This window comes from Variovorax sp. J31P179 (assembly GCF_030316985.1).
Classification (GTDB): Bacteria; Pseudomonadota; Gammaproteobacteria; order Burkholderiales; family Burkholderiaceae_C; genus Variovorax; species Variovorax ginsengisoli_B.
Genome location: NZ_JASZYL010000012.1, coordinates 110,468 through 133,901 on the forward strand (window position 1 = coordinate 110,468; position 23,434 = coordinate 133,901).

General features: G+C 65.9%; 22 protein-coding genes and 1 pseudogene. 15 read left to right on the forward strand and 8 right to left on the reverse strand.

From position 1 onward, the window contains the following. Nucleotides 1-59 precede the first annotated feature (59 nt). The 3 genes from amaB to trhA all read left to right on the forward strand — a co-directional run bounded on the left by amaB (nt 60) and on the right by trhA (nt 3,953). Nucleotides 60-1,604 (forward strand): L-piperidine-6-carboxylate dehydrogenase, encoded by a 1,545-nt coding sequence (gene amaB / locus QTI17_RS26670; protein WP_286536691.1) that lies wholly within the window; start codon nt 60-62, stop codon nt 1,602-1,604. 126 nt (nt 1,605-1,730) lie between these two features. Beyond that, nucleotides 1,731-3,206 carry a DUF1254 domain-containing protein gene (locus QTI17_RS26675; protein ID WP_286536692.1) on the forward strand — a complete coding sequence of 492 codons (1,476 nt, stop codon included), beginning with the start codon at nt 1,731-1,733 and terminating at the stop codon, nt 3,204-3,206. 132 nt (nt 3,207-3,338) lie between these two features. Next, nucleotides 3,339-3,953 (forward strand): PAQR family membrane homeostasis protein TrhA, encoded by a 615-nt coding sequence (gene trhA / locus QTI17_RS26680; RefSeq protein ID WP_286536755.1) that lies wholly within the window; start codon nt 3,339-3,341, stop codon nt 3,951-3,953. A 30-nt stretch (nt 3,954-3,983) separates the two neighbouring features. On the opposite strand, the pseudogene QTI17_RS26685 reads toward trhA, so the two are convergent. Beyond that, nucleotides 3,984-4,145 (reverse strand): annotated as a pseudogene (locus QTI17_RS26685) (phosphate ABC transporter substrate-binding protein PstS); the annotation flags it as partial. A 388-nt stretch (nt 4,146-4,533) separates the two neighbouring features. On the opposite strand from QTI17_RS26685, the gene QTI17_RS26690 reads away from it, so the two are divergent. After that, nucleotides 4,534-4,866, forward strand: a complete 333-nt coding sequence (locus tag QTI17_RS26690; RefSeq protein WP_286536693.1) for a hypothetical protein — start codon at nt 4,534-4,536, stop codon at nt 4,864-4,866. Between the two features lie 221 nt (nt 4,867-5,087). Here the strand turns inward: QTI17_RS26690 and QTI17_RS26695 are convergent, their stop codons facing one another. Then, complete coding sequence (locus QTI17_RS26695) at nt 5,088-5,912, reverse strand: SMP-30/gluconolactonase/LRE family protein (protein ID WP_286536694.1); 825 nt, start codon at nt 5,910-5,912, stop codon at nt 5,088-5,090. A gap of 227 nt (nt 5,913-6,139) precedes the next feature. On the opposite strand from QTI17_RS26695, the gene QTI17_RS26700 reads away from it, so the two are divergent. Next, nucleotides 6,140-6,778, forward strand: a complete 639-nt coding sequence (locus QTI17_RS26700; protein WP_286536695.1) for an eCIS core domain-containing protein — start codon at nt 6,140-6,142, stop codon at nt 6,776-6,778. A 62-nt stretch (nt 6,779-6,840) separates the two neighbouring features. After that, entirely contained in the window at nt 6,841-7,269 is a 429-nt protein-coding gene (locus QTI17_RS26705; protein WP_286536696.1) for a hypothetical protein, read from the forward strand. Nucleotides 7,270-7,558: 289 nt separating this feature from the next. Here the strand turns inward: QTI17_RS26705 and QTI17_RS26710 are convergent, their stop codons facing one another. Further along, nucleotides 7,559-8,170, reverse strand: coding sequence for a YdeI/OmpD-associated family protein (locus QTI17_RS26710; protein ID WP_286536697.1), 612 nt, complete (start codon nt 8,168-8,170; stop codon nt 7,559-7,561). Nucleotides 8,171-8,551: 381 nt separating this feature from the next. Here QTI17_RS26710 and QTI17_RS26715 point away from each other — a divergent pair, with 381 nt between their 5' ends. Beyond that, the gene (locus QTI17_RS26715; RefSeq protein WP_286536698.1) at nt 8,552-10,042 is read left to right on the forward strand and encodes an alpha-amylase family glycosyl hydrolase; all 1,491 of its coding nucleotides are present in this window, start codon (nt 8,552-8,554) and stop codon (nt 10,040-10,042) included. A 7-nt stretch (nt 10,043-10,049) separates the two neighbouring features. On the opposite strand, the gene QTI17_RS26720 is transcribed toward QTI17_RS26715, so the two are convergent. The 4 genes from QTI17_RS26720 to QTI17_RS26735 all read right to left on the reverse strand — a co-directional run bounded on the left by QTI17_RS26720 (nt 10,050) and on the right by QTI17_RS26735 (nt 13,028). Beyond that, the gene (locus QTI17_RS26720; RefSeq protein ID WP_286536699.1) at nt 10,050-10,328 is read right to left on the reverse strand and encodes a hypothetical protein; all 279 of its coding nucleotides are present in this window, start codon (nt 10,326-10,328) and stop codon (nt 10,050-10,052) included. A gap of 65 nt (nt 10,329-10,393) precedes the next feature. Beyond that, nucleotides 10,394-10,597, reverse strand: coding sequence for a hypothetical protein (locus QTI17_RS26725; RefSeq protein WP_286536700.1), 204 nt, complete (start codon nt 10,595-10,597; stop codon nt 10,394-10,396). A gap of 7 nt (nt 10,598-10,604) precedes the next feature. Beyond that, entirely contained in the window at nt 10,605-11,789 is a 1,185-nt protein-coding gene (locus tag QTI17_RS26730) for a M20 aminoacylase family protein (RefSeq protein ID WP_286536701.1), read from the reverse strand. Nucleotides 11,790-11,822: 33 nt separating this feature from the next. After that, a complete protein-coding gene (locus QTI17_RS26735) occupies nt 11,823-13,028 on the reverse strand; it encodes a diaminopropionate ammonia-lyase (protein ID WP_286536702.1) in 1,206 nt (401 codons plus the stop codon). Nucleotides 13,029-13,295: 267 nt separating this feature from the next. Between QTI17_RS26735 and QTI17_RS26740 the strand changes: the two genes are divergently transcribed. From QTI17_RS26740 to QTI17_RS26760, 5 genes are all read left to right on the forward strand, one after another. Beyond that, nucleotides 13,296-13,781 (forward strand): Lrp/AsnC family transcriptional regulator, encoded by a 486-nt coding sequence (locus tag QTI17_RS26740; protein WP_286536703.1) that lies wholly within the window; start codon nt 13,296-13,298, stop codon nt 13,779-13,781. Between the two features lie 175 nt (nt 13,782-13,956). Beyond that, nucleotides 13,957-15,279 carry a C4-dicarboxylate transporter DctA gene (locus QTI17_RS26745; RefSeq protein WP_286536704.1) on the forward strand — a complete coding sequence of 441 codons (1,323 nt, stop codon included), beginning with the start codon at nt 13,957-13,959 and terminating at the stop codon, nt 15,277-15,279. A 7-nt stretch (nt 15,280-15,286) separates the two neighbouring features. Then, nucleotides 15,287-15,985 carry a GntR family transcriptional regulator gene (locus QTI17_RS26750; protein WP_286536705.1) on the forward strand — a complete coding sequence of 233 codons (699 nt, stop codon included), beginning with the start codon at nt 15,287-15,289 and terminating at the stop codon, nt 15,983-15,985. Between the two features lie 50 nt (nt 15,986-16,035). Further along, nucleotides 16,036-17,112 carry an AI-2E family transporter gene (locus QTI17_RS26755; RefSeq protein WP_286536706.1) on the forward strand — a complete coding sequence of 359 codons (1,077 nt, stop codon included), beginning with the start codon at nt 16,036-16,038 and terminating at the stop codon, nt 17,110-17,112. 15 nt (nt 17,113-17,127) lie between these two features. Then, the gene (locus tag QTI17_RS26760; protein WP_286536707.1) at nt 17,128-18,855 is read left to right on the forward strand and encodes a peptidoglycan D,D-transpeptidase FtsI family protein; all 1,728 of its coding nucleotides are present in this window, start codon (nt 17,128-17,130) and stop codon (nt 18,853-18,855) included. Here the strand turns inward: QTI17_RS26760 and QTI17_RS26765 are convergent. Then, complete coding sequence (locus QTI17_RS26765) at nt 18,812-19,750, reverse strand: LysR family transcriptional regulator (RefSeq protein WP_286536708.1); 939 nt, start codon at nt 19,748-19,750, stop codon at nt 18,812-18,814. The two genes, QTI17_RS26760 and QTI17_RS26765, sit on opposite strands and share 44 nt — an antisense overlap. Before the next feature lie 110 nt (nt 19,751-19,860). Here QTI17_RS26765 and gcl point away from each other — a divergent pair, with 110 nt between their 5' ends. From gcl to QTI17_RS26780, 3 genes are read left to right on the forward strand one after another with little or no spacing between them, the layout of a single operon-like run. Then, entirely contained in the window at nt 19,861-21,654 is a 1,794-nt protein-coding gene (gene gcl, locus QTI17_RS26770) for a glyoxylate carboligase (protein WP_286536709.1), read from the forward strand. 38 nt (nt 21,655-21,692) lie between these two features. Beyond that, the gene (hyi, locus tag QTI17_RS26775) at nt 21,693-22,472 is read left to right on the forward strand and encodes a hydroxypyruvate isomerase (RefSeq protein ID WP_286523232.1); all 780 of its coding nucleotides are present in this window, start codon (nt 21,693-21,695) and stop codon (nt 22,470-22,472) included. 31 nt (nt 22,473-22,503) lie between these two features. After that, complete coding sequence (locus QTI17_RS26780; protein ID WP_286536710.1) at nt 22,504-23,409, forward strand: 2-hydroxy-3-oxopropionate reductase; 906 nt, start codon at nt 22,504-22,506, stop codon at nt 23,407-23,409. The last annotated feature ends 25 nt before the right edge of the window (nt 23,410-23,434 follow it).

The following is a 23,434-nucleotide window of genomic DNA, read 5'->3' on the forward strand; positions in this document are numbered from 1 at the left end:
GCAAACGTTGCGGATTCGCCGACATTGCATCCAGCAACCCATTGCCCCGAGAACCCCTCATGCCAGACGCGCCTGCCTCCACCGCCGCCCCCATCGCCGCCCAGGTCGATCAACTGCTGCAACGCCTGGGCGTGCCGAAGTCGGCGTACGCCGATGGCGAGCTCGCTGTTCGCTCGCCGATCAGCGGCGAGACGATCGCCCTGGCGCGACGGACCTCGAGCGAAGAAGCCAAGGCCGCGATCGGCCGCGCCCATGCCGCGCACCTGGCGTGGCGCCTGGTGCCCGCACCGCGTCGCGGCGAACTGGTGCGCCTGCTGGGCGAAGAGCTGCGCGCGGCCAAGGCCGACCTCGGCCTGCTCGTGACGCTCGAGGTTGGCAAGGTGCCGTCGGAAGGCGCGGGCGAAGTGCAGGAGATGATCGACATCTGCGACTTCGCGGTCGGCCTGTCGCGCCAGCTCTACGGGCTGACGATCGCGACCGAGCGCCCCGAGCACCGGATGATGGAAACCTGGCATCCGTTGGGCGTGGTCGGCGTGATCTCCGCCTTCAACTTCCCGGTGGCGGTCTGGTCGTGGAATGCGGCGCTGGCGCTGGTGTGCGGCAATTCAGTGGTCTGGAAGCCCTCCGAAAAGACGCCGCTGACCGCGCTCGCCACGCACGCCATCGCGCAGCGCGCGCTCGCCCGCTTCGGCGATGCGCCCGAGGGCCTGCTCGAGTTGCTGGTCGGGCAGCGCGATATCGGCGAAGTGCTGGTCGACGACCCGCGCGTGCCGGTGCTGTCGGCCACCGGCTCGACGGCGATGGGACGCCAGGTCGGCCCCCGGCTGGCCGCCCGTTTCGCGCGCGCCATCCTCGAACTCGGCGGCAACAACGCGGCCATCGTCACGCCCTCGGCGGACCTCGACCTCGCCTTGCGCGGCATCGCCTTCGCCGCCATGGGCACGGCCGGCCAGCGCTGCACCACGCTGCGCCGGCTGTTCGTGCATGACAGCATCTACGACACGCTGGTGCCCAGGCTCGCGAAGGTCTATGGCCAGGTGAAGGTCGGCGACCCGCGCGCCTCCGGAACGCTGGTCGGGCCGCTGATCGATGGCGCCGCATTCGACGGCATGCAGAAGGCGCTGGCGGAAAGCCGCGCGGCCGGCGCGACCGTCCATGGCGGCGAACGGGTGGCCGGCATCGGGGGCGATGACGCGTACTACGCCCGCCCCGCGCTGGTCGAGCTGCCGGCGCACGCCGGCCCGGCCTTGCGCGAGACCTTCGCACCGATCCTCTACGTGGTGCGCTACAGCAGCTTCGACCAGGCCATCGAGTGGCACAACGCGGTCGGCGCCGGCCTGTCGTCCTCGATCTTCACGCTCGACATGCGCGAAGCCGAGCGCTTCATGTCGTGCGCCGGATCCGACTGCGGCATCGCCAACGTCAACATCGGCCCGAGCGGCGCGGAGATCGGCGGCGCCTTCGGTGGCGAGAAGGAAACCGGCGGCGGCCGTGAAGCCGGCTCCGACGCATGGAAGGCCTACATGCGCCGCGCGACCAACACCATCAACTACTCGACCGCGCTGCCGCTGGCGCAGGGCGTGACTTTCGACATCGGGGACTGAGCGTAAGCGCCACCGAAGCCATCCCACCCCCCACCTTTGGTCCAATGGTGGCGGCCGCCAGAGCCCTGTAGCCTCCCGCTCGCGCCCTTCCCCGTTGCGCCCAAACCGTTCGAGGAGCCTATTTCCGTGACACCGCATTCGACACCGCTCATGAAATGCGCCACGCTCGCGCTCGCCATGGCCGCACTCGCCGGCTGCGCCAGCCGAAGCGATCCGATCGCGCAGGCCGCCAAGGCGGACCAGGCCGCAGGCGTCCCGGCGCCGAGCCTCGCAGAGACCAAGGCGATTGCAGAGGAGGCCTTCATCTACGGCCTGCCCATCGTGATGAACTACGCGGTGATGAACGAATACGCTGTCGACAAGGGGGGCGCCCAGTTCAAGGCGCCGTTCAACCAGATCAAGAACGAGGCGCGCGTCTACACCTACCAGGACACGGCGGTCATCACGCCGAACAGCGACACGCCTTACTCGCTGGCATGGATGGACCTGCGCGCCGAGCCGATGGTGCTGACGGTACCCGCGGTGGACGGCAAGCGCTACTACGCGGTGATGCTCAACGACGGCAACACCTACAACTTCGGCTACATCGGCAGCCGCGCGACCGGCAACGGCCCGGGCAGCTACATGGTCGTCGGGCCGGACTGGAGGGGCGAGACACCGCCCGGCGTGCGCAAGGTCTTCACCTCGACCACGCCGTTCGCGCTGGCCATCTACCGGACCCAGCTCTTCAGTCCCAAGGACATGCCGAACGTGGTGAAGGTGCAGTCTGGCTACAAGGTCCAGCCGCTGTCCGCCTTCCTGGGCCGCACCGCGCCGCCCGCAGCGGCTGCCATCAAGTTCGTGCCGGCGACCACCGCAGGCATCAAGGAGAACTTCTACGAGTACCTGGACGCTGCGCTTCAGTTCGTTCCACCTTCCGCCGAAGACCGTGACGTGCGGGCCCGCATCGCCCGCATCGGCATCGGCGCCGGCAAGACCTTCGAATTCAAGGATCTCTCGCTCGAGCACAAGGGGGCCGTGCTGCTGGGCATGAAGGCCGGCGACGAGAAGATCGACAAATGGCTGGCGACCGGCACCAAGAACGTCAACGGCTGGAACATCGGCTCCTTCTTCGGCGATCGCAACTTCTACAAGCAGGACTGGCTGATGCGCGCCGCTGCGGCCAAGGGCGGCATCTACGGCAACGATGCGATCGAAGCGGCCTATCCGCTGACGCGTGTCGACGAGAAGGGCCAGCCGCTCGACGGCAGCAAGCACAACTACACGCTCACCTTCCCCGCCGGCCAGACGCCGCCGGTGAATGCGTTCTGGTCTGTGACGATGTACGACGGCAAGACCCAGCTCCTGATCAAGAACCCGATCAACCGCTATCTGATCAACTCGCCGATGGTCCCGGCGATGAAGAAAAACCGCGACGGCTCGCTGACGCTCTACATCCAGAAGGATTCACCGGGCAAGGCGCTCGAAGCGAACTGGCTTCCTGCGCCAGATGGCCCGATCTACCTGGCTATGCGGCTCTATTGGCCGAAGGACACACCGCCATCGATCCTGCCGGCTGGTGAAGGAACGTGGAAGCCGCCCGGGATCGTGGCATCCAGGTGACTCCGCATTGCCGGATCATCTTGTGCCTTATCGACCAACCAGGGATAGCGCGAGCGTCATCTGTCGGTCATCGCAAGCGGGTCTGATCCTGGCGTGCTCACCCCCAACACGATCGCGCGGTCCGGTCTTCGCATCGTCAGAGGCGAGCGATTCAACGGGTTCAGTCACCTGCTGGGCCTGCTGTTGTCGCTTGCCGCTGGCGCGCTCCTGGTCGATGAGGCGGTGATGAAGGGCGACGCGGCAGCAAGCGTGGGCGCCGCGGTTTTTTCGCTGGCGTCGGTGCTGCTCTATGCGGCGTCGACGCTCTACCACTTCACCCAGGGAGCCGCCAAGGCGATCTGGCGTCGCGCCGATCACTGCGCCATCTATCTCATGATCGCCGGGACCTACACCCCGTTCGGTCTCCTGACCTGGAACGGTCCACGCGCCGCAGTCGCCATAGGTGCCATCTGGGGCCTCGCCGCCGTGGGGATCGTCCGCGAACTGCGCGCCGGACCCGGCGCGCCGCCCTCGCTGCTGTTCTACCTCGGCCTGGGCTGGCTGACGGTCCTGGCCACCTTTCCTCTGGCAGCCGCCTTGGATGGTCTGGTCCTTGCGGGGCTCCTCGCCGGCGCGGGCTGCTATTCCTTCGGCACCATCTTCTACCGCAACCGCAGGAATTGGCGTCACGCGCACGGCACCTGGCATCTCTTCGTGCTCGCAGGCTCCGCCTGTCACTACGGCGCGATCGTCTGGGCCGTGCAGTGAAGACAAAGGCACGTCGCAGTCCACATTCCTTCACTTGCAAGGTACGGGCTTGCCCGACGCGTCCTTGATGTCACCCCAGGCGGTGGCGATCGCGCCCTTCACCTTGTCGGGCATCGGCACGTAGTCCAGGTCGCCGGCGGTCTTGTCGCCGTTCTTGCAGGCCCAGTCGAAGAACTTGAGCGTGGTGGTGGCCGCTGAGCTGGAGGTCAACCGGCTTGATGCCCTGGATGTTGACCACCGGGATCTGGCACCCGAGCCGACCGACTGGTAGTTGATCTTGTCGCCGGTGGCCTCCTGGGCGAAGGCCGGACTCAGCAGATTCGCTGCGGCGATCAGGCCAAGGGCCGCGTATCTGGGTAGCGTGATCATGAGCACTCCCCTTCAGGTCGCAAGGATCTGCATGGGGCGGAACGAAGTTGCTCTTGAGCCACAGAGCGTTCAATTTCGTGAACAAGTTGACGCGATAGACCCTTTGAAGTATTGCGCAGCGCCGTCCTGAAGCCTAGTCTCGCGACTGAGCCCGTTGACGAAATCTCTTTACGCACGAACCGCTTACATCGGACTTTGCATGTTGGCTGCGATGCTGATCCTCCTGCTCCTGCTGGCGTGGGAGCTGCGCCTCCAGATCTGGTTGGCCAAAGCCGTGCGTATCAGGGCGAAGCGTTCGGGATGGATCGTCATCGAGGTGCGGCGACGCGTTTCGATGCTTCGGCTGCCGCCGCATGTGTCGGAATTTCCAGTTCCGCGCGAGGAACGCATCCAGGTCCATCGTCTGCTCGGCATCGTGCTGTGGCACGAGGAAATGACCGTGGCGCTCCCCGATACCGCCTGCGAGCACCTCGCTGAAATCACTCCGCAGGATTTCGATCGTCAGTTTCCGATCTGGCTGCGTCTCGCCGGCAATCCGCGCTGAGCGTCGCGCGGGCCTGCCCGCGGCGCCTCGCACGCGACTTGACACACCTTTGTCACGACCTCTTGCCTGGGGTTTCGAGTCGAGGGCGGTCTGGGCCGGTGCCCTGGGTCGCGACGCCGCTCTCGCCCCAGAGCTGCCACCTATTGCGGCAACACCAGACCGCCCGGCTCAACGGTTCAACGATTCTTTCAATTGCCTGTGGCGCGAAAATGGCGCTTCAGTCAGGGCCAACCGACACCTGGGATGTCCACCGTCGCCGCGAGCAACTGGCCGGTACCGGCCATGTCATCCATGCAATCCATACCGAACCAGCGAGCGGCGGCGATCAAGAGGGTCTTGCGATCAGGACCGCCGAGCATGCAAGCGAATGCGCCGCGATCGAGTTCGATGCGTTGCTGGACCGCTCCGCCTTCACGGACCCGCGCACAGCATTTGTGAGGCACGTCGGCGTACCAGACACAGCCTTGCGCATCGACGCAAATGCCGTCTGGCGTTCCCTCACCAAGGTCCGCCCAAACGCGGCGTCCTGACAACACGCCGTCGGCCGCAATGTCGAAGGCAGTCAGGCGTCGGCCGTGCGACTCCGCAAGGATCAAGGTCCTGTTGTCCGGGGTAACCGCCATTCCGTTCGGGAAAGCAAATCCCCCCGCGAGGGGCCGCGCCTTGCCATCGGGCGTCACGACCACCAGGCACTCACCGTTCACGTAGGTATTGCCACGGCCGTCCACGACGATCTCATTCCACAAGCCCTTCGAGAAGGACGCCAGGTCGGCATAGGTTGCCAGCGCGCCGTCCGAGGTCTGGCGGACGAGTTTGCCGGCGCGCGACGAGACGAACAGCAAGCTCCCGTCAGGCAGGAAGTCGAACGAGAGTGGCGGCGCGGGTGCTGATACGACGGTTTTGGGCACGCCGTCGTCATTGCCAAGTGACATGATCTCGCCGACAGTCCAGTCGGCGAACCACCATCGTCCGTCGTGCCACCGGGGCGACTCCACCAGACCTCGATCGCCAGCGAGATGCATGAGCTCGGAAGGTGCTTGCGTCATGTTGGCCTCTCACGGATCGTTCCATTGTCTTCCTCATGCTGCGTTCCTGCGGAAAAGCACCAACCGAAAGGCGATCTCCAAGGCATCCGCCAGGCGGGCTGTGAGGGAGAGCTGTCGAGCCTCATCGAGCTTGAAGTTGAAGTCGCGCGTCGGTGAGCTGGTACCAGCCCGCTCCGTAAAATCCTGGTTGGGTCCTGCGTCAAAGGAGTCGCTTTATGCGTTCGTTCATGCTGAAGCCCACCAGAAGAACGCTCGCCACCACGCCCACGAGTCTCTTGCTTACGGGTAGACGCGACACCGGCGCTGGCGGCCGACCGCAAGTGGAAACGGCGGCGACGGTTCATGAGCAGGAGGCGGATGCGGTCGCCGCGAGGATCATGGGCCCGTCATCACTTCTTGCAGTTCGTGGGGAGACGCCTGTCCGGGGCAAGGTGCTGCGCCAAGTCGACTCCGAAGGGGCGGCGCCGCTGCGCTCGACAGGCCAGCCGTTGCCGGTGGAGGATCGCGCCTTCATGGAGCGGCGTTTCGGCTATGACTTCAGCAAAGTGCGCGTTCACGCGGATTCGGAAGCCGCCGTGTTGGCCGAGCGGCTGGACGCCTCCGCCTACACCACGGGCAGCGACATCGTCTTCGGCCGTCACCAATACAAAGGCACCGGGAGCGACGCGGAGCGACGACTGCAGGCGCACGAGCTCACGCACGTGATCCAACAGTCGTTCGTGCCCCAGGCTGTTCAGCTGAAACCCAAGACGCCCACGAAGCAGGACACCGTGACGATCGCATCTGTCTACGACCTGATCAAGGCGAAGAATCCGGACCTTGCGAAGCTGGTCACTCCTCTGACTCTGGCCACGCGCAGATCATGATGGAGTCGAATTCGCACTGGACGAATTCGCATACGAGCATCTTCCAGGGGTACACGGATGTCATGACTATCGCGAACTCGAAGGCATTGGACCAGGAGCGAAACGATGTCAGGTCACAAATCGCGGGACTTGCAGGGAGCGGTGGGCGACTGTCCACGCCGGACGAGATCTCGAAGGCGCAGGACTCGAACCTGGAGTTCCTGGTTCACGAGAAATACGATTCTGACGCAGAAGCAAAGGCGTTCGGAAAGACATACCCCAACGATTTCATTGCGCGGCAGTACACCACCGTGGTGGCGATTCGACTCGGAAACGACAAGAAGGGTCCTGGCTTCGATAGCTTGACCAAGCCGATGAAGGACGCTGTCAAGAAGCTTTTCGACAAGATGGACGCGCAGGCGGTTCAATCCAATCAGAGCACCACGGCACCGACGAATGCAAATCCCGCACCGACCAAGCTCAAGTATGAAGTTCAACACCTCTTCAAGTAAGGTGTTGCACATCGACCCGCAGCCAGGTGGCAACGCGGCTGGCACCGCAATCGTGGACCCATCCCGAGTCCTTGGTTTCGGCTGTTCGGATCATCGCTTGGCACGAAGTTCACTTGTGGATCAGTCAACAGTCGGGAACACCCGCTTGTGGCCGAATCCTCCTTCACTGCGGGTGGGTGTGCACGCGCTGCGCGTCGTCGCATCCGTATACGGCCCGAAGCGAAAATCTGAAATGACCTGGCAGGGCGCCACACCGATGTGCGACGGCAAGCAGGACTGCGCGCGATCTTCAGTCTGAGGCCTTGCCCTTGGGCTTGAAGATGTGCACGACCTCACCATGCCCGAGCATCTCCACCAGCTTGGCGATGCGCCTGGCACGGGTCTCCGGCTTGACCGCCGTCTGCACGCGCCAAAGCACGGCGTAGCGGTTGGACGCACTGATCGTTGCGAAGAAGGCCTTCGCCTTCGGGCTTGCCTCCAGCGCGGCCTGGAGGTCGCCCGGCACGCTGGATGTGCGCGCGCTGTCGTAGGCCTTGCCCCAGCGGCCGTCATTCTTCGCGGCGTCGATCTGGGCCTGCCCCGCGGGCTGGATGCGTCCGGCCTCGGTCAGCACGGCGACCTTGTCCACATTGATCTTGGACCAGATGCTGCGTGCGCGCCGCGGTGTGAAGCGTTGCAGGAAGTGCTGGTCGTCGAGCCCTTTCTTCTGGCCGTCTATCCAGCCCCAGCAAAGCGCGATCTCGACCGCCTCGGGGTAGGTAACACTGGGCTCGCCGGCGCCTTTCTTCGCGATCTTCAACCACAGCCCGTCCGACGTGGCGTGGTGCTTTTTCAGCCATGCGTCGAAGGCCTTCGCGGACTTGAAGAGGGTCGCAGCGGTGTCGGATTTCGTGCCGGGCATGTCATCGCTTCGAGGGTTCGGTCTCGCATTTTCCGTCGGCGCCGGCCAGATCGAGCGCGGAATCGAAGGCCCGGGCAGCTCGGCCTTGGTGAGGTCCCGGCCGCCGCCAAGAGCCGTTTGCGTGACGAGGCCATCGGCGCAGCGATGGCCAGTTGCAGGGTGAGCCGTCCGGACTGACGGCGCGAAAGGAGCTGCCGGACCCCCTTGCGAAGCCTGGAGCAAGTGACGAAGATGCGTCGAATCCCCCCGCCGTCACGGGGCTCGAGGAGACCCTCCCATGTGCATCGACGCCGCAGAGAAGCAACGCCTCGACGAAGCGCAGGTGAACCGGGCGGCCTGGGCGTTGCACCGCACGCAAGGGCCCGGATTCGAGACCCGGCGGTGATTGCCGTGCCCGGGCCACGCTATCCGGCGCTCTACCAGATCAACACGCGGGTCTGGCTGACCGCGTTGTCGCATTCGCTCGGGCGTCGAGCCACGTTGGACGACATCGTCGACGGCGAACTGGATCGTCTGGCGGACGCAGGTTTCGACTGGATCTGGCTGCTGAGCGTCTGGCAGACCGGGGAGGCTGCGCAACGCATCTCGCGCAGCCATCCGGCGTGGCGCCGTGAGTTCGAGCAAACGCTGCCCGACCTGCGCGAAGCGGACATCGCGGGCTCGGGCTTCGCGATCACCAGCTACCGCGTGCACGACGGCCTGGGCGGCGACGCGGCACTGGCGCGGCTGCGCGCGCGCATGCGCGAACGAGGGTTGCGCCTGATGCTCGACTTCGTGCCGAACCACATGGCGCCCGACCATCCGTGGACGGACGCGCACCCTGACTATTTCGTCCACGGCACGGAAGACGACCTGGCGCGTTCGCCCCAGAACTTCGCCCGGGTGGAGACGAAAAATGGATCGCTGCTGCTCGCCTACGGCCGGGATCCCTACTTCGACGGCTGGCCCGACACGCTGCAGCTCGACTACGGCAACCCGGCGCTGCAGGCGGCGATGATCGGCGAGCTGGAACGCATCGCCGGCCAGTGCGACGGCGTGCGCTGCGACATGGCCATGCTCGTGCTGCCTGAGGTGTTCGAGCGCACCTGGGGCATCGGGGCCGAAGCCTTCTGGCCGAAGGCGATCGACGCGGTGCGGCGCACGCATCCGGCGTTCCTGTTCATGGCCGAGGTCTACTGGGACATGGAATGGACGCTGCAGCAGCAAGGCTTCGACTACACCTACGACAAGCGCCTGTACGACCGCCTGCGCGAGCAGCACGCCCGCCCCGTGCGCGAGCATTTCCGGGCGGACATGGCCTATCAGGACAGGCTGGCCCGCTTTCTGGAAAACCATGACGAGCCGCGCGCGGCATCGACCTTCGCGCCGGAAGTCCATGCCACCGCCGCGGTGCTGACGTTTCTCTCACCCGGCCTGCGCTTCTTCCACCAGGGGCAGTTCGAAGGACGCCGAATCCGGATCTCGCCGCACCTGGTTCGCGCGCCGGATGAAGCCACGGACGCCGCGCTCCAGCAGTTTTACGAGCGGCTGCTCGCCGTGCTGCGCCTGCCGATCGTGCGCGAGGGCAGCTGGTCCCTCCTGGACTGCGTTCCGGCATGGGCCGGCAACCCGACGGCGGACAACTTCATTGCTTTCCGTTGGTCAGACGCCGCGCAGCAACCGGTGCTCGTGGCCGTGAACTGTTCGCCGCAGCAATCCCAGTGCTTCGTGCACTTGCCCTTCCCGCAGATGGCGGGCCGCTGCTTGCGGCTACGGGATCTGCTTGGCCCGGCCGTCTACGACCGGCCGGGTGACGATTTGCTGGCCCGTGGCCTGTTCCTGGACATGCCGCCTTGGGGCCAACACGCGTTCGACCTGCAATGGGTGGCCTGATCGCGACTCAGGCGCCGGCCGTGTGCTCCATCGCTTCGAAATCCCGCGTTTCCAGCAGCACGGGATGATGCGGCGCCGCGTGATGGTGTTCCAGGGCGCAGGCGTCGATGACCGCGGCGTTCGCCTTGTAGGCCTCCACCAGGGTGTCGCCGCCGCCGCTGGCGCCGAACAGGTCGCGCAGTGGGTCTTCCGCGATCTCGGCGATGACTCGCTCGCCGACAGGGCCTTCGGGGTAGATCGCGAACCGCACCGTCGCCGTGTCGAAACAGTAGATGGCTTCGCTCATTTCAATGCCTCCGCAATCAGCGCGGGCATACCAGCAGGATGCATTGCCATGCCCTCGCATGCCTTTCAATGATCCGCGTCGGCACGCGGAACGTCCAATGAGAAATTTTTCCTCTTTATCAGTGCGGGCAATCTTCGATTCAATTGGCGCACCGCGCCCAATCGGAAGTCCGCTTCCATGGGTGCTACAGCGGTTGTGGTCACACGGCTCTTGACCATCGACTGACTGCTGTCGCCGCCGAGCGCGGCTGCAGAAACGGAGTTGGTCAAAGGGAAATCAGGCGGCCAGCCGCTGGCGCGCCAGTTCCGCGAAGTAGCGTGCCCCAACGGGCAGGATGGCGTCGTTGAAGTCGTACTTGGCATTGTGAAGCGGGACCGCACCAGGACCATCGCCGTCGCCATTGCCAATGAAAACGAAGGCGCCGGGGATGACGCGCAGGAACCCGCCAAAGTCCTCGGAGATCATCATGGGTGGCACGCTTGCCGTCACCCGATCCGCTCCTACGACGGCCTGAGCCGCCCGCACCGCGACCTCGACGCACTCCGGCCAGTTCACCGTGGGCGCGAACTCGTGGGTGTACTCGACGGTGCAATTGGCACCATGGGCAGCAGCAATGCCCTCGCAAAGCTGCCGCATCTGCTTCTCCAGCAAGGCCTGAACCTCGGCGGAGTAGCTTCTGGTGTCTCCCTTGATGACCACCTCAGTGGGAATCGCATTGCGGATGCCGTCGGTGTGGAACTCGGTGCAAGAGACCACGGCGGGGTGCTGAGGATCGATGGTGCGCGCGACGATGGTTTGCAGCATCAGAACGATTTCTGCGCCGATCACGAGGGGGTCTATGGCCATGTGCGGTCGGGCTGCATGCCCGCCTCGGCCGGTGATGCGGATGACGAAGTTGTCTTCGCTGGCCATGATTCCGCCCGACCGGGTCGCGATCTGGCCCGCAGGCATGCCGGGGATGTTGTGGGCGCCGTAGATCTCGTTCATAGGGAAGCGCTCGAGCAGGCCATCGGCCAGCATGGCCGCCGCGCCACGACCGTGTTCCTCGGCAGGTTGGAAGATGAAGCGCACGGTGCCGTCGAAATCACGCCGGTGCGTCAGCAATTGCGCGGCGCCCAACACCATCGCCATGTGACCATCGTGCCCGCAACCATGCATGCAGCCCTGATTGGCCGATGCGTACGCGCGATCCGGTGCGTTCTCCCCCATGGCCAGGGCATCCATGTCTGCGCGAATGCCGATCACCCGTTGGCCCGTGCCGACGGTCAGGCTTGCCACCACGCCGGTTCCCCCGATGCCTCGGTGCACTTGAAGGCCGAGGGCCTCCAGCAGTTGGGCGACCCTGTCGGACGTTCGACGCTCGTTGAATCCGGTCTCCGGAAAACGGTGGAATTCGTGTCGCCACCGCACCCATCCGGACTCCAGTTCGGCTTCGTGGATGCTGGGTTCTGGATTGCTCATCGGTTGCACCTCCATGTGAAGGAGAGGGGAAGCTCACGCATCGAGCCAAGCCGCCTGGCGCTGCAGCACGCCTGCATCGGATTCACCGACGAGTTCCTCGTACACGGACGGGGCAGTCGCCCCTTCTGTGTTGATCACGAGGACGTGTGAACCAGGGTTCAGCCGCAACGCACTGGCCAGCCGGGGATCAGTACGGGTGGCCAGCAGTGCGGCCAAACCGGCAGCGCCGGACTCACCCGCGACCACGGGGATGTCTGTCTTGCTGCCCTGGGCCAGAACCCGCATGGCGTCGACGGCCTGTGCGTCCTCGATGGTCATGAAGACGTCGACGCTTGACTCGAGAAAACGCCAGGCCAACGGAGAGGTCTCGCCACAGGCCAGACCAGCCATCACCGAATCCACCGAGCCGGTCGCGCGCGAGGGCCGCCCCGCGACTGCACTCTGAAACAGGCAATCGGCCTGTTCAGGCTCGACGACCACAAAGAAGGGGCGACCACCTGCATGCCGTTCCCAATAGTGGCTAGCGATGCCGGCCGCCAGGCCGCCCACGCCACCTTGGAGGAACACATGGGTGAAGGCAGGTTTCCCCCGGGTCTGTTCGGCCAATTCGGCGGCAATAGTGCCGTACCCCTGCATCACATCTCGAGGAACCTCCTCGTAGCCGTCGTAGGAGGTATCAGAGATGACTTGCCAACCGCGGGCCGCCGCCAGGCGCGCCGCCTCCTGAACGGACTCATCATAGTTGCCCGCGATGCGCACGATGTCTGCACCGTAGCCTGCGATGGCGGCCTCGCGCTCGACGCTCACCTGCGCATGGAGAACGATGACACAACGGCAGCCGATGCTGCGCGCCGCAGCGGCCAGGCTACGGCCGTGATTGCCGTCCGTGGCAGAGATGACGGTGTAGTCCTGGAGTTCATGGCCGTGTCGGCCGTTGAACAGATCACTGGCCTGCATCTCCGGGTGCAAACGCAGTACCTGCCGAACAAGCGCAATGGGTGCTCCCAGCGCCTTGAAGCTGCCCAAAGGCGAGCGCACCGACTCATCCTTGACGTGCAACGTGGCGACGCCGGCCCTCGCAGCGAGTTCGGAAAGTTCGTACAAGGGCGTCGCGCCGGCGTTGAGCCCGTCCCAGCTTGCGAGCCAGCGCCTGCTCTCGTCCGCACATTCGATGTTCATGATGGCGCGCAGGGCAGAGGGATAGGGGGCGCGGACAGCGAGGGGGTTGGAGGTCAGCATGGTGATGGTGATGTTGGGGGAAGTCGTCGCCCGGGTACAAAGCCAAAGAACGTTGAAGCGGGCCGCGGCCTTGGGGCCGCCTACGTCGTCTACGTCGTCTACGTCGTCTACGTCGTCTACGTCGTCTACGTCGTCTACGTCGTCTACGTCGTCTACGTCGTCTACGAAATAGTATTCACCGCGCCTGCGAATTTGTTCGAAAATCCCGCATAGACGTTGAAAAATGTTCAACTTCAACTGCTGCTCGAAGACGCAAATGGTGGCTGCATGAGCGCAAAACTCGACAAGTACGACCTCCTGCTGTTGGCCGCGCTTCAGGACAACGGGCGAATTTCCCAAAGCGAGTTGGGAGAGCTGGTAAACCTCTCGACCGCAGCGGTCAACCGCCGCCTCAAGCTGTTGAGCGCCCAGGGAGTGATCGAGCGGTGCTCGGCTTGCCTGAGCCCCAAGGCACTCGGCTATGACATCACCGTCGTGGTTGAGGTGAAGGTCGAGAATGAACGCGTCGACCTGCTCGACGAGATGCAGCGGCGATTCGTCGCTTGCCCGCAAGTACAGCAGTGCTACTACGTGGCTGGCGAATGGGACTTCATCCTTGTCTTCCTCGTCCGCTCGATGGATCAATACGTGGCCCTCACGCGCGAACTGTTCTTCAAGGCCGGCAACGTGAAGTTGTTCAATTCGCTGGTGGTCATGAATCGGGCCAAAACCGGTGCTGCGGTGGCAGTTGATGTGAGCCAGGCTGGTTTCTGAATCCATAACGGGCGAAAGGAGCGCCCTGGAAGTCGGCGTCGGGCTGCTCGCACGGAGGGCATTGCCGCCTGCAGGCCCCGGGAATACCCTCAAACACTCCCCTTCGAATCTTGCCTACATTGCTTGTATGCAAGACAACGTGCAGCTTGCATGCAAACCTTCATGGGGAATCTTCATGCCACGTTTCGCCAAATCGCTTTTCGGTCAGGTGGTCATCGCGCTGGTGCTCGGCGTCGTGGCGGGCCTGTTCTTCCCGGACTTCGCCGTCAAGCTCAAGCCTCTGGGCGATGGCTTCATCAAGCTGATCAAGATGATCATCCCGGTGCTGGTGTTCTGCGTCGTGGTGCACGGCATCTCGGGCGCCGGCGACCTCCGGCGCGTCGGCCGCGTCGGGGTCAAGGCGCTGGTCTACTTCGAGGTGCTGACCACCGTCGCCCTGGCGCTCGGGCTGGTGCTGGCCTTCGTCTTCAAGCCCGGCGTCGGCATGAACGTCGACCCGTCCAAGCTCGACCCGGCGGCCATGAGCGCCTATGCCTCGACCGCCGACAAGCTCACCAGCGGCGGCACGGTCGAGTTCCTGATGAAGCTGATCCCGACCACGGTGGTCAACGCCTTCGCAACCGGCGACGTGCTGCAGGTGCTGCTGTTCGCGGTGCTGTTCGGCTGCGCGCTGACCTTGCTCGGCGAACGCGGCCGCCCGGTGGCGCAGGTGGTCGATGCGCTCTCGCTGGTGCTGTTCAAGATCATGGGCATCATCATCAAGCTGGCGCCGCTGGGCGTGCTGGGCGCCATCGCGTTCACGGTCGGGCAGTACGGCATCGGCTCGCTCAAGCAGCTGGGCATGCTGGTGGCGCTGTTCTATGTCGCGGTGCTGCTGTTCGTCTTCGTGGTGCTCGGGCTCGTGATGCGCCTGTCGGGCTTCAGCCTGGTCAAGCTGCTGCGCTACCTGCGCGAAGAGCTCACCATCGTCTTCGCCACCACCTCCTCCGACAGCGTGCTGCCGCAGATCATGGCCAAGCTGCGCCACATGGGCATCCGCGACTCGACCGTGGGCCTGGTGATTCCGACCGGCTACTCGTTCAACCTCGACGCCTTCTCGATCTACATCACGCTGGCCGCGGTGTTCATCGCCCAGGCCACCAATACGCCGATCTCGATGGCCGACCTGCTGACCATCCTCGCGATCGCGCTGGTCACCTCCAAGGGCGCGCACGGCGTGCCGGGCTCGGCCATCGTGGTGCTGGCCGCCACCTTGCACGCGATCCCCGCGATCCCCGCCATCGGGCTGGTGCTGGTGCTGTCGGTCGACTGGTTCATGGGCATCGCCCGCGCGCTCGGCAACCTGATCGGCAACTGCGTGGCCACCGTGGCGATCGCCGCCTGGGAGGGCGACATCGACCGCGAACGGGCCCATGCGGTGCTCAACGGCACGCACTCGCCCGAAGACGAGCCCTTGGCCGATCCGGGCTCGCCGGCCGCCATCCCGGCCACCCATTGACCCGCCGATGACCGACGTCACGCCCACCCACATCGCCGAGCGCGTGGTCGAAGCCATCCTGGCGCAAAAGCTGGCACCCGGGGAGCGGCTCGGCGAGCAGGCCCTGGCCGAGAACTTCGGCGTCAGCCGGACCATGGTGCGCGAGGCGCTGATGCAATTGCAGGCGCGCGGCTTTGTCGAGGTCCAGTCGCGGCGCGGCTGGTACGTGGTCGAACCCTCGGCCGACGAGGCACGCGACGCCTTCGCCGCCCGCCGCATCGTCGAAGCCGGCATCCTGGCCGAAGCCGGCCGGCCGCTCGCCAAGGTGATCCGCAAGCTGCGCGAGCACATCGCCGACGAGCAGCGCGCCATCGCCGGCGCCGACGCCGCCACCCGCGCCTTTCTGCTGGCTGACTTCCACGTCTGCCTGGCCGACCAGATGGGCCACCGCCTGCTGTGCGACGTGCTGCGCGACCTGACCGCACGCACCACCCTGGCGGCCACCCTCTTCCAGTCGCGGCACGAAGCGGTCGAGTCCTGCGCCGAGCACGCCGCGATCGTGGCCGCGCTGGAAGCCGGCGACACGCCCCACGCCCGGCAGCTGATGCTCGACCACATCGGCAACGTCGAGCAGGCGCTGCAGGTCGAGGCCCCGCCGCAGCCCGACGCCGACGAACGCCTGCGCAGCACGCTGGCGCCGGTCGCACTGCCTCGCGGCATCCGCTGACACGCGTCGACCCTGAAACGAAGGCGGTTTCGGCTAAAGTCGATCCGGCTATGAATTCACCAGCGCTGCAGCGCGGCACCTTTCTCTTCCTGCTGGCGGTCGTCACGATCGCCTTCGGATGGATCCTCTTCCCCTTCTTCGGTGCCGTGATGTGGGGCCTCGCCCTCGCGATCCTGTTCACTCCGATCTACCGGCGGCTGCTCAAGAAGATGGGCGGCCGGCGCAACCTGGCCGCCATCACGACGCTGCTGATGGCGATGGTGGTGGTGATCATCCCCCTGGTCGCGGTCAGCCTGTCGCTGGTCGAGGAAGTGTCGCTGCTGTCGCAGAAGATCCGCTCCGGCGACATCAGCTTCTCCAGCTACTTCCAGCAGGTGGTCAACGCGATCCCGAAATGGGCGCTGAGCCTGCTCGACCGCTTCGGCCTCGGCAACGTCGAAGGCCTGATCAAGCAGGTCTCGCAGGCGGCCGCCCGGGGCAGCCAGGCGATCGCCACCCACGCCGTGGCGATCGGCCAGAACACTTTCGAATTCCTCATCAGCTTCGGCATCATGCTGTACCTGCTGTTCTTCCTGCTGCGCGATGGCGCCGAGCTGTCGAAGACGATCCGCGCCTCGCTGCCGCTGGCCAAGCCGCACACCCACTACCTGCTGAACAAGTTCACCACCGTGATCCGCGCCACCATCAAGGGCAACGTCGCGGTGGCAGCGGCGCAGGGGATCATCGGCGGCGTGACCTTCTCGCTGATGGGGCTGCAGGGCTCGCTGCTCTGGGGGGCGCTGATGGCCTTCCTGTCGCTGCTGCCGGCGGTCGGCGCGGCGCTGATCTGGGGTCCGGTGGCGATCTACTTCCTGGCCGTCGGCGCCATCGGCAAAGGCCTCGGCCTGATCTTCGTCGGTGTGTTCGTGATCGGCCTGGTCGACAACATCCTGCGGCCCCTGCTGGTCGGCAAGGACACCCAGATGCCCGACTACGTGGTGCTGATGTCGACCATCGGCGGGATCGCGCTGTTCGGCATCAACGGCTTCGTGATCGGCCCGGTGATCGCGGCGCTCTTCATGGCGGCCTGGGATCTGTTCGCCTCCTCGAACGAAGCCGACGACAACGCGCCGCCCCCATTGTCCTGACAGGGAACCCGAACCATGAATCGCAGCGGGCCCAGCCTGCGCTACGCCACCAGCCCCTTGCTGGCGAGCAAGACGCCGGCCTGGCGCAGCAAGTTCATCGTTGCCGGCATCGCGCTGGGCTTCGTCGTGCTGGCCGGCCGCGCGATCGACGTGCAGGTGATCGACAACGACTTCTTCCAGCACCAGGGCGAGGCGCGCTACGCCCGCACGCTCGAGCTGCCGGCCAGCCGCGGCCACATCCTCGACCGCAATGGACTGATCCTGGCCTCCGACGTGCCGGCGCCCAGCATCTGGGCGATTCCGGAAGACGTCGACCAGGACGACCCGGCGCTGGCGCCGAGGCTCCGGAAGCTCGCCGAACTGCTCGGCATGCCGGTCGCCGAGGTCTCGCGCAAGCTCGGCGAGGACAAGAGCTTCGTCTGGCTCAAACGCCAGGTCGACGACGGCGTCGCCAAGCAGATCGCGGCGCTCGACATCAAGGGCATCTACCAGCGCCGCGAGTACAAGCGCCAGTACCCCGAGGGCGAGGCGGCGGCGCACGTGGCCGGCTTCACCAACGTCGAGGACGTCGGCCAGGAGGGCATCGAGCTGGCCTTCGACAAGGAACTGTCGGGCAAGGCCGGCTCGCGCCGGGTGATCAAGAACCGGCTCGGCGCGGTCGTCGAGGACCTGGGCGAGCAGGTGCCGCCGGTCGACGGCCACGATGTCCAGCTGAGCCTGGACGACCGGGTGCAGGCCGTGGCCTACGAGACCCTGCGCGACGCCGTGGTCGCCAACAAGGCCAGGGCCGGCAGCGCGGTGGTGGTCGATGCCGCCACCGGCGAGCTGCTGGCGATGGCCAACTACCCGAGCTTCGACCCCAACGACCGCCGCAAGATGACCGGCGAGCAGCTGCGCAACCGGGCCATGACCGACGTCTTCGAACCCGGCTCGACGATGAAGCCGATCACCGTGGCGACCGCGCTGCAGTTGGGCCGGATCACGCCGCAGACCGTGATCGACACCAATCCGGGCCGCATCACGGTGGCCGGCGCCACCATCCACGACGACGAGAACTTCGGCGTCCTGACCACCGAGACGGTGATCCAGAAGTCGAGCAACGTGGGCGCCACCAAGATCTCGCAGCGCATGACGCCCAAGGAGATGTGGGATTCCTACACCTCGCTCGGCTTCGGGCAGAAGCCGCAGACCCAGTTCCCGGGCGCCGTGACCGGCCGGCTGCGGCCCTGGAAGTCCTGGCGCCCGATCGAGCAGGCCACGATGTCGTACGGCTACGGCCTGTCGGCCTCGCTGTTCCAGATCGCCCATGCCTACACCGCGTTCGCCAACGGCGGCAAGGTGATCCCGATCACCATGCTCAAGACCCATGAGCCACCGGTCGGCGTGCCGGTGTTCTCGGAGCTGGTCGCGGCCCAGGTCCGCAAGATGATGCACATGGCGGCCGCGCCCGGCGGCACCGCGCCGCTGGCGCAGACCGAAGGCTATTCGGTCGGCGGCAAGACCGGCACCGCCCACAAGCAGGTCGGCAAGGGCTATGCGAGCAACAAGTATCGCGCCTGGTACACCGGCATGTCGCCGATCGACAAGCCGCGCATCATCGTCGCGGTGATGATCGACGAGCCGAGCGCCGGCAAGTACTTCGGCGGCCTGGTGGCGGCGCCGGTGTTCAGCGCCGTGGTGCAGCAGACGCTGCGGATCCTCAACGTGCTGCCCGATCTTCCGGTGGCGTCGCAGGCGCATTGAGCCACCACTGCTCGCCGAAGCGGCCCTGCAGGAAGGCGACGAAGCTCGACACCTTGCCCGGCACCAGCTTGGGCGAGGGGAACACGGCGTGGATCTCCTGCTCGGCCAGCCCATGGTCGGCCAGCACTTCGCTCACCTGCCCCGACGCCAGCGAATCGCTCGCCACGTAGCGCGGCATCAGCGCGATGCCGAGGCCGGCCCGCGCGGCGGCCAGCACGGCCGACACGTTGTTCGAGCGCAGTCGGCCCGACACCGGCACCGTGACCGGCTCGCCCTTGGGCGTGTGCAGGTGCCAGACGTCGTCGCCCACCACGCTGCTGTAGATCAGCGCCACGTGGGCGCTCAGGTCCTGGGCCTTCTTCGGCGTTCCGTGGGCCCGGAGATAGGCCGGCGCCGCCACCATCACCCATGGATTCATGCCGAGGAAACGCGCGCCCAGCGAGGAATCGGCCAGCTTGCCCATGCGGATCGCCACGTCGATGCCCTGCGCCACCAGGTCGACATAGCGATCCTCGAAGCTCAGGTCGACCTGCACCTGCGGGTGCCGGGCCATGAATTCGAGCGCCAGCGGCACCACCACCCGGCGACCGAAGGCGGTCGAGGTGCCGATCCGCAGCAGGCCCTGCGCCTGCGACTGGCGCAGCTTGACGATGCTCTCGGCCTCCTCGGCCTCGCGCACGATCGACTTGCACTTCTCGTAATAGAGCGCGCCCGCTTCGGTGAGGCTGACGCCGCGGGTGTTGCGGTTCAGGAGCCGGGCCCCGAGACGGGCCTCGGTGGCCGCGACCTGCTTGGTGACGGTGGGCTGGGTGGTGTTGAACTCGCGCGCCGCCTTGGAGAAGCTGCCGGTCTCCACCACGCGCACGAACATCTCCATCGCCAGCAATCGGTCCATCCCCGGATGGTAGCCAGTTATTCCACCCAGGAATAGGCTTTATGGCCGCGGGCCGTCTTCTGCAAACCGGCCCGAATTCCTACAGTCGAGTCCAACCCAAGGAGACTCGCATGGCAAAGATGACCGCGGCCCAGGCCGCCGTGCTCGTGATGGAAAAGGAAGGCGTGACCCAGGCCTTCGGCGTTCCCGGCGCCGCCATCAATCCGCTGTATTCCGCCTTGCGCAAGCAGGGCAGCATCGCCCACATCCTCGCGCGCCACGTCGAGGGCGCCTCGCACATGGCCGAGGGCTACACCCGCGCGGTGGCCGGCAACATCGGCGTGTGCATCGGCACCTCGGGGCCGGCCGGCACCGACATGATCACGGGCCTCTACTCGGCCTGGGCCGATTCGATCCCGATCCTGTGCATCACCGGCCAGGCGCCGCGCGCCCGGCTCTACAAGGAAGATTTCCAGGCGGTCGACATCGAGTCGATCTCCAAGCCGGTCACCAAGTGGTCGGTCACGGTGCGCGAGCCGGGCCAGGTGCCGCAGGTGTTCCAGCAGGCCTTCCACCTGATGCGCTCGGGCCGCCCCGGCCCGGTGTTGATCGACCTGCCCTTCGACGTCCAGATGGCGCAGATCGAGTTCGACATCGACAGCTACGAGCCGCTTACACCCTACAAGCCGGCCGCCACGCGGGCCCAGGTCGAGAAGGCGCTGGCGATGCTGAATGCCGCCGAACGGCCCTTGATCGTCGCCGGCGGCGGCGTCATCAACGCCGACGCCAGCGACCTGCTGGTTCGCTTCGCCGAAGCCACCGGCGTGCCGGTGATCCCGACCCTGATGGCCTGGGGCGCGATCCCCGATGACCATCCGCTGATGGCCGGCATGTGCGGCCTGCAGACCAGCCACCGCTACGGCAACGCGACCATGCTGGCGTCGGACTTCGTGCTCGGCATCGGCAACCGCTGGGCCAACCGCCATACCGGCTCGGTCGAGGTCTACACCAAGGGCCGCACCTTCGTGCACGTCGACATCGAGCCGACCCAGATCGGCCGCGTCTTCACGCCCGACTTCGGCATCGTGTCGGACGCCAGGGCGGCGCTCGAACTCTTCGTGCAGGTGGCCGAGGAGATGAAGGCGAAGGGCCAGCTGCCCGACCGCGGCGAATGGGCCGGCGAGTGCCGCGGACGCAAGAAGACGATGCTGCGCAAGACCAACTTCGCCGACGTGCCGATGAAGCCGCAGCGCGTGTACCAGTGCATGAACAACAACTTCAGCCACGACACCTGCTATGTGAGCACCATCGGCCTGTCGCAGATTGCGGCGGCGCAGTTCCTGCACGTGTACAACCCGCGCCACTGGATCAATTGCGGCCAGGCCGGCCCATTGGGCTGGACCATTCCGGCGGCGCTGGGCGTTCGCGCGGCCGACCCGACCCGCAAGATCGTCGCGCTCTCGGGCGACTACGACTTCCAGTTCATGATCGAGGAGCTGGCCGTGGGCGCGCAGTTCAAGCTGCCCTACATCCACATCGTGGTCAACAACTCCTACCTCGGGCTGATCCGCCAGGCGCAGCGCGGCTTCGAGATGGACTACTGCGTGCAGCTCGGCTTTGACAACATCAACGCGGCCGAGGATGCCGGCGTCGAGCGCAGTTATGGCGTCGACCACATGAAGGTGGTCGAGGGCCTGGGCTGCAAGGCGATCCGGGTCTACAAGCAGGAAGAGATGACGCCGGCGATCCAGCGCGCCGAGCAGCTGATGGCCGAGTTCGGCGTGCCGGTGGTGATCGAGGTGATGCTCGAGCGCGTGACCAACATCGCGATGGGCACCGAGATCGATGCCATCAACGAATTCGAGGCGCTGGCCGAAAGCGCCGAGGACGCACCGACGGCGATCGCGGCCGCGATGTTGGACTGAGACGACTCACTAGAGACGACTGAAGAGGAGACAAACACATGCCCAAGTTCGCAGCCAACCTCACGATGCTGTTCACCGAGCTGCCCTTCATGCAGCGCTTCGAGGCCGCCGCCAAGGCCGGCTTCAAGGCCGTCGAATACCTGTTCCCCTACGCCTACGAAAAGAAGGAGCTGGCCGCCGCCCTGCGCGACAACGGCCTGGCGCAGGTGCTGCACAACCTGCCGGCCGGCAACTGGGATGCGGGCGAGCGCGGCATCGGCTGCCATCCGGACCGCGTGGGCGAGTTCCGCGAAGGCGTGGCGCGCGCGATCGACTACGCCACGGCACTCGGCTGCCCGCAGGTCAACTGCCTGCTCGGCAAGCTGCCCGAAGGGGTGACGCATGCGGATGCGCGCAAGGTGGTGGTCGACAACCTGCGCTTCGCATCGAAGGAGTTGCTGGGCGCCGGCATCCGGCTGCTGATCGAGCCGATCAACACCTTCGACATCCCGGGCTTCTACCTGAACCGCACCGACCAGGCGCTGGCACTGATCGACGAGGTCGGCTCGCCCAACCTGCGGGTGCAGTACGACATCTACCACGCGCAGCGCATGGAGGGCGAACTCGGCAACACGCTGGCCCGGAACATCGCCCGGATCGGCCACATCCAGCTGGCCGACAACCCGGGGCGCGGCGAACCGGGCACGGGCGAGATCAACTACCCGTGGCTCTTCAGGCACATCGATTCGCTGGGCTATGCCGGGTGGATCGGCTGCGAATACAAGCCGCGCGGCACGACGCTCGACGGCCTCGGATGGCGCACGGCGCTGACCCAATAACCAAAGACCGAAGACAAGGACATCTCGCGACATGACGCAAACGAACGCACAAAAAATCGGCTTCATCGGCCTCGGCATCATGGGTGCGCCGATGGCGGGCCACCTGCTCGACGCCGGCCATGCGCTCTTCGTGAACACGCGCGGCGATGTGCCGCAGCCGTTCGCTTCGCGGGCCAAGGTCTGCGCGTCGGCCACCGAGGTGGCGCGGCAGGCGGACATCGTCTTCATCATGGTGCCGGACACGCCGGACGTCGAGAAGGTGCTGTTCGGCGAAGGCGGCGTGGCCGCAGGCTTGTCCAAGGGCAAGGTGGTGGTCGATTGCAGCTCGATCGATCCGATCGCGACCAAGGACTTCGCGCAGCGGATCATCGGTCTGGGCTGCGGCTACGTCGATGCGCCGGTCTCTGGCGGCGAGGTGGGCGCGAAGGCAGCAAGCCTCACGATCATGTGCGGCGGCGACGAAGGCACGTTCGGGCGCGTGCGGCCCTTGCTCGAAAAGATGGGCAAGAACATCACGCTGGTCGGCAACGTCGGCGACGGGCAGGTCTGCAAGGTGGCCAACCAGATCATCGTGGCGCTCAACATCGCGGCGGTTGGCGAGGCGCTGGTGTTCGCCTCCAAGGCCGGCGCCGATCCGGCGAAGGTGCGGCAGGCATTGATGGGCGGCTTCGCGTCGTCGCGCATCCTCGAGGTGCACGGCGAGCGCATGATCAAGCGCACCTTCGCACCGGGGTTCCGCATCGCCTTGCACCAGAAGGATCTGAACCTGGCGCTGCAAGGGGCGCGTGCGCTGGGGGTGGCGCTGCCGCAGACTGCGAGTGCGGCGCAGTTGATGAACGCATGCTCTGCGCTGGGGTACGGGCAGGAGGACCACTCGGCACTGGTGCGGGCGCTGGAGGCGATGGCGCAGCATCCTGTGGCGCCTGACGCTGGTTGACGGACAGGGGCGGCGGTGGTGGGCG